The sequence below is a fragment of the Streptomyces sp. UNOC14_S4 genome (assembly GCF_020740835.1).
In the GTDB taxonomy this organism is placed as follows: Bacteria; Actinomycetota; Actinomycetes; order Streptomycetales; family Streptomycetaceae; genus Streptomyces.
The window spans coordinates 1-4,427 of record NZ_JAINFC010000584.1 but is presented as its reverse complement, the minus strand read 5'-3'; the positions used below and the strand labels follow the sequence as shown (position 1 = coordinate 4,427).

Genomic DNA, 4,427 nt, shown 5'->3' with positions numbered 1-4,427 from the left:
CGCCCGAGCCGGACGGTTCCGTCCCGGATCAGTCCGGGACGTGGATGACCGGGAAGCTGCCCGTGTTCGTCGGGGCGGACTCGGGCAGCCAGAGGACGGCGATCGCACCGTGCCCCTCGCCCGCCTCCGGGTCGGCGTTGCGGAAGGTGAGGCGCGCGCCGAGCACCCGGGCCTGGCCCGCGGCGATGGTCAGCCCCAGCCCGTGGCCCTTGCCCGCGCGGTCGGAGCTGCCCGTGCGGAACCGGCTCGGGCCCTCCTTCAGCAACTCCTCCGGGAAACCCGGCCCGTGGTCGCGCACCCGCAGCACGCGGCCCTCGACGGTCACCTCGAACGGTCCCTTGCCGTGCTTCGCGGCGTTGGCCAGCAGATTGCCGATGATGCGCTCCAGGCGGCGCGGATCGGTGGAGACGTAGGCGTCGCGTACGACCTCGACGCTCGCCTCGGGCTCGGCGATCCTGACCCTGCGCTGCACGAACTCGCCGAGCCGGATGTCCTGCATCTCGGCGCGCTCGGCGAAGCCGTCCAGCCGGGCCACTTCCAGGACGTCCTCGACGAGGGTGCGCATGGCCTGGGCCCGGTCCCGTACGAGCTCGGTGGGGCGGCCCGGCGGCAGCAGCTCGGCGGCGGTGAGCAGCCCGGTGACGGGCGTCCGCAGCTCGTGGGCGATGTCGGCGGTGACCCGGCGCTCTGCCTCCAGCCGCTTCTGGAGCGCCTCGGCCATGCCGTCGACCGCGCGCGCCAGGTCGTCCGTCTCGTCGCGCACCCGGCCGCCGATGGCCTCGCGCACCCGCACCTCGGAGTCGCCGTCGGCGAGCTTGCGGGCCGCGGTGGCGGCCTTCCGCAGCCGCCGGGAGAGCTGGCCGCCGATGAGGATGCCCAGGGCACAGCCGCCCAGCACCACCGAGACCGAGCCGATGATCAGCGCCCGGTCGAGGGCGTCGAGGATCGCGAAGCGGTCCTGGAAGCGGGTGTGGATCGAGAGGATCTTGCCGTTGCGCAGCGGGGTCGAGGCCCAGACCTCCGGGGCCCCCTTGCCGCCGGAGTCCTGGAGGTAGGTGGCGCGCAGGCCGACCGCCGCCGCGTCCTTGAGCTGCTGGGGGAGCGCCGGGTCGTCCAGCTTCGCGTGGAGCATCAGCCGGTGGTTGCTCTCGTAGTAGCTCTGGGCGATCTGGACCCGTGAGTCCATCACGTCACGCGCGTTGTCGAGCATCGAGTTCCGGGCCGCGTTGTGCACGACCAGGCTCAGCGCCACGGCCACCAGCGCGCTGACGGCGGCGATGGCGAGGCTGACCTTCCAGCGCAGACCGGAGCGCAGGGAGAAGCTCACCATGACGGGCCCCGGTGGATAACCATCGGGAGGTCAGCCTCTGAGCTTGTAGCCGAAGCCGCGGACCGTCTCGATCCGGTCCTGGCCGATCTTGCCCCGCAGCCGCTGCACATGGACGTCCACGACGCGGGTGTCGCCGCCCCAGCCGTAGTCCCAGACGCGCTCCAGCAGCCGGTCGCGCGAGAGCACCGTGCCGGGCGACGCGGAGAACTCCAGCAGCAGCCGCATCTCGGTGGGCGTGAGGGCGACGGGCTCGCCGGCCTTGCGCACCTCCATGCCCTCGGTGTCGACCTCCAGGTCACCGAAGCGCAGCACGCCGCCCTCGAGCGGCTCGGCCTCCTCGGCCCCGGCCCCGCCCGCGCCGCTGGCGTGGCCGAAGCGCCGCAGCACGGCCCGTATCCGGGCGACGAGCACGGCACCGTCGAAGGGCTTGGTCACATAGTCGTCGGCCCCGGCCTCCAGGCCGAGCACGACGTCGATGGAGTCCGCCCGCGCCGACAGCATGATCACGGGGACGGTCGACTCGTCACGGATGCGGCGGCACAGGCTGACCCCGTCCAGGCCCGGCACCATGACGTCGAGCAGGGCGATGTCCGGCCTGCGGGCCCGGAAGCGCTCCAGCCCCAGCAGCCCGTCGGGCACCGCCGTCACCTCGAAGCCGTCGCGCTCCAGCGCGAGCTGGGTCGCCTCGCGAATGACGTCGTCGTCCTCGACGAAGAGCACATGCGTATCGGCCACGCCGCTCTCAGCCCTCCGTTCCCACGCTCGGGAGTTCACCCTTGTCGTTGCTGCCGCCGACCTTGCTGAAGTCGGTGTGCGTACGACTGGTCTCGCGGAACTCGTCCCCCGACCAGTGGTACGTCATGACGTCCTCGCCCGACGCACAGCATGCCGCGTCGCCCGGCCCGTAGACCTGTTTCGTGACCCGGAGGTCACGGCGGTCTATCTCGGCGTAGACGGGCGCCTGCTCGGACGCGAACACATTCTCGTACGTGTCGCCCTTGGCACGGTACACATACGAGGCGACACCCAGGGAATCACCGCAGGTCAGGATGTTGACCACGACGTCGTTGGCGTCGCCGCCGGTGAGCTGGCCGGAGATCACGTCGACCGGGTACTGATTCTTGTCGCAGGCCTTGAGGTTCTTCTTCACCTGATCGCTGACCTTGGGGTCGGCCTTGATCAGCTTTATGGCGTCGACCCGGCCCTGCGTGGGGGACACCGAAGCCGAGGGCACGTGGGAGGGCTTCGCCGCGGACTGCGTCCGCGCGGTGCCCTCCTTCCGCACGCCCTCGCTGCCTGACTCGCAACCGGCAAGCAGAAGACCGGCGGCGGCCGCCAACGCTGCGACCGTGCCGCCGGTGATCAGTGCCGGCCTGTCGTGAGCCGCCTTTTTCAGGCTGCGCACCGTTCCTGCCCCCGCTCGTTGCGCTCAAGGGCGTGGAAGTCCAGGTCGCGGCTCTCCAGCTCCTGACGCAGCCGGGCCAGGGCCCGGTGCAGCGTGCTCTTGACCGTGCCGGTCGACATGCCGAGCGCCTCCGCGGTCTCCTCGGTGCTCATCTGCTCCCAGTGGCGCAGCACCACGACGCTGCGCTGCTTGGGCGCCAGGACACCGAGGATGTCCATCAGCAGAGCGCGGTCGGCGTGCTGCTCCGTGCCGTCCTCGACGCAGGCGTCGGGGAGCTGCTCGGTGGGCACCTCGTCGAGCTTGCGGGCGCGCCACCACTCCGTACGAGTGTTGATCATGACACGGCGGAGGTAGGCGTCGGCCAGCGACTTGTCCGCTATCCCTTCCCAGCGGCCGTAGGTGCGCACCAGGGCGGTCTGCAGGAGGTCCTGAGCGTCGATGGGGTCCGGGACGAGGCGGCGGGCGCTGCGCAGGAGGGCGTCCTGACGGTTGCGCACGTACTCTTCGAAGTCCAGAACCTTGCCGCTGCTGGCCATCTTGCAGCCTCCATTCCGCTTGCATTCCCCGCGTCAACGCTGGCGGTCCCCCAGCACGGGTAGGACGCTACGGAGGAGCTGTTGCGGCGTGATGTGCAGCAGCACTGCGGCTGGAGCACAGCTGTCCATAGGTTGTGTAACAGCCGATCCGGAAAGCCGATGAAATGGGGCGCAAACGGGGCCGCGGGCCTTCGGATCGTTACGGAGGCGGCGTATCGAACGCGCACGGGTGAGGCGTACGGAAGCGCATGGGGGCGCGCGGCAAGGCTCGGGGCGCCGTTACGTGAGCGGCAGGCGGTACAGGCCGTGCGGGAGGGGCTCCACGAGGCCGTCCGCGACCAGCCCGTCGAGCGCACGGGCGCGCTGCACCGGCTCGTGCCACACCCGGTCCAGATCGGCCTGCGGCACGGGCTCCAGTGCCTCCCGCAGCACGGCCAGCAGCTTCCCGCGCACCTGCCGGTCCGTACCGGCGTACGTCTGGCCGCGGCGCGGCGGCCCGTCGTGCTCCGGCGAACCGGCCTCCCGCCACGCGCACTGCGCCGCGATCGGGCAACGGGCGCAGTCGGGGGTGCGCGCCGTGCACACGAGCGCCCCCAGCTCCATCGTCGCCGCGGCCCAGCCGGCGGCCACCGGCTCGCTGTCCGGCAGCAGCGCCTTGGCGAGCTTCCGCTCGGCGGCCGTCGTGGCGTTCGGCGGGTACTGCACGCCGCTCACCGCGCGGGCGAAGACGCGGCGGACGTTGGTGTCCAGCACCGCGTGCCGTTGCCCGTACGCGAACGAGGCCACGGCGGCGGCCGTGTACTCACCGACACCCGGCAGGGCCAGCAGCTCCGCGTGGTCGTCCGGCACCTCGCCGCCGTGCAGCTCCGTGATCGCCGTCGCCGCGGCGTGCAGCCGCAGGGCGCGCCGCGGGTAGCCGAGCCTGCCCCACGCCCGCACGGCCTCGCCGGGCGGCTCCGCCGCGAGGTCCGCCGGCCGCGGCCAGCGGGCGAGCCACTGCTCGTACACCGGCAACACGCGGCTGACCGGCGTCTGCTGCAGCATGAACTCGCTCACCATCACACCCCAGGGGCCCGCCTCCGGGCGGCGCCAGGGGAGGTCGCGGGCGTGGCTCTCGAACCACGCGATGACGGGGGCGTGGAGGGTGTGGAGGGGG

The 4,427-nt window shown here is 72.1% G+C and carries 5 protein-coding genes; all 5 read right to left on the bottom strand.

Features of this window, described 5'->3' with window-relative positions; all coding sequences use genetic code 11:
- Window positions 1-28: 28 nt before the first annotated feature.
- The gene (gene cseC, locus K6I34_RS32530; RefSeq protein ID WP_229331630.1) at window positions 29-1,330 is read right to left on the bottom strand and encodes a two-component system sensor histidine kinase CseC; all 1,302 of its coding nucleotides are present in this window, start codon (window positions 1,328-1,330) and stop codon (window positions 29-31) included.
- Between the two features lie 30 nt (window positions 1,331-1,360).
- Window positions 1,361-2,065 (bottom strand): two-component system response regulator CseB, encoded by a 705-nt coding sequence (gene cseB, locus K6I34_RS32525; protein WP_121801640.1) that lies wholly within the window; start codon window positions 2,063-2,065, stop codon window positions 1,361-1,363.
- 7 nt (window positions 2,066-2,072) lie between these two features.
- Complete coding sequence (locus K6I34_RS32520; protein WP_308294091.1) at window positions 2,073-2,735, bottom strand: hypothetical protein; 663 nt, start codon at window positions 2,733-2,735, stop codon at window positions 2,073-2,075.
- Window positions 2,723-3,271 (bottom strand): SigE family RNA polymerase sigma factor, encoded by a 549-nt coding sequence (locus tag K6I34_RS32515; RefSeq protein WP_121801639.1) that lies wholly within the window; start codon window positions 3,269-3,271, stop codon window positions 2,723-2,725. Before K6I34_RS32515 ends, K6I34_RS32520 begins: the two co-directional genes overlap by 13 nt.
- Window positions 3,272-3,550: 279 nt before the next feature.
- Window positions 3,551-4,427: A/G-specific adenine glycosylase (locus K6I34_RS32510; RefSeq protein ID WP_238490086.1), on the bottom strand; the 877-nt coding region annotated here is incomplete at its 5' end.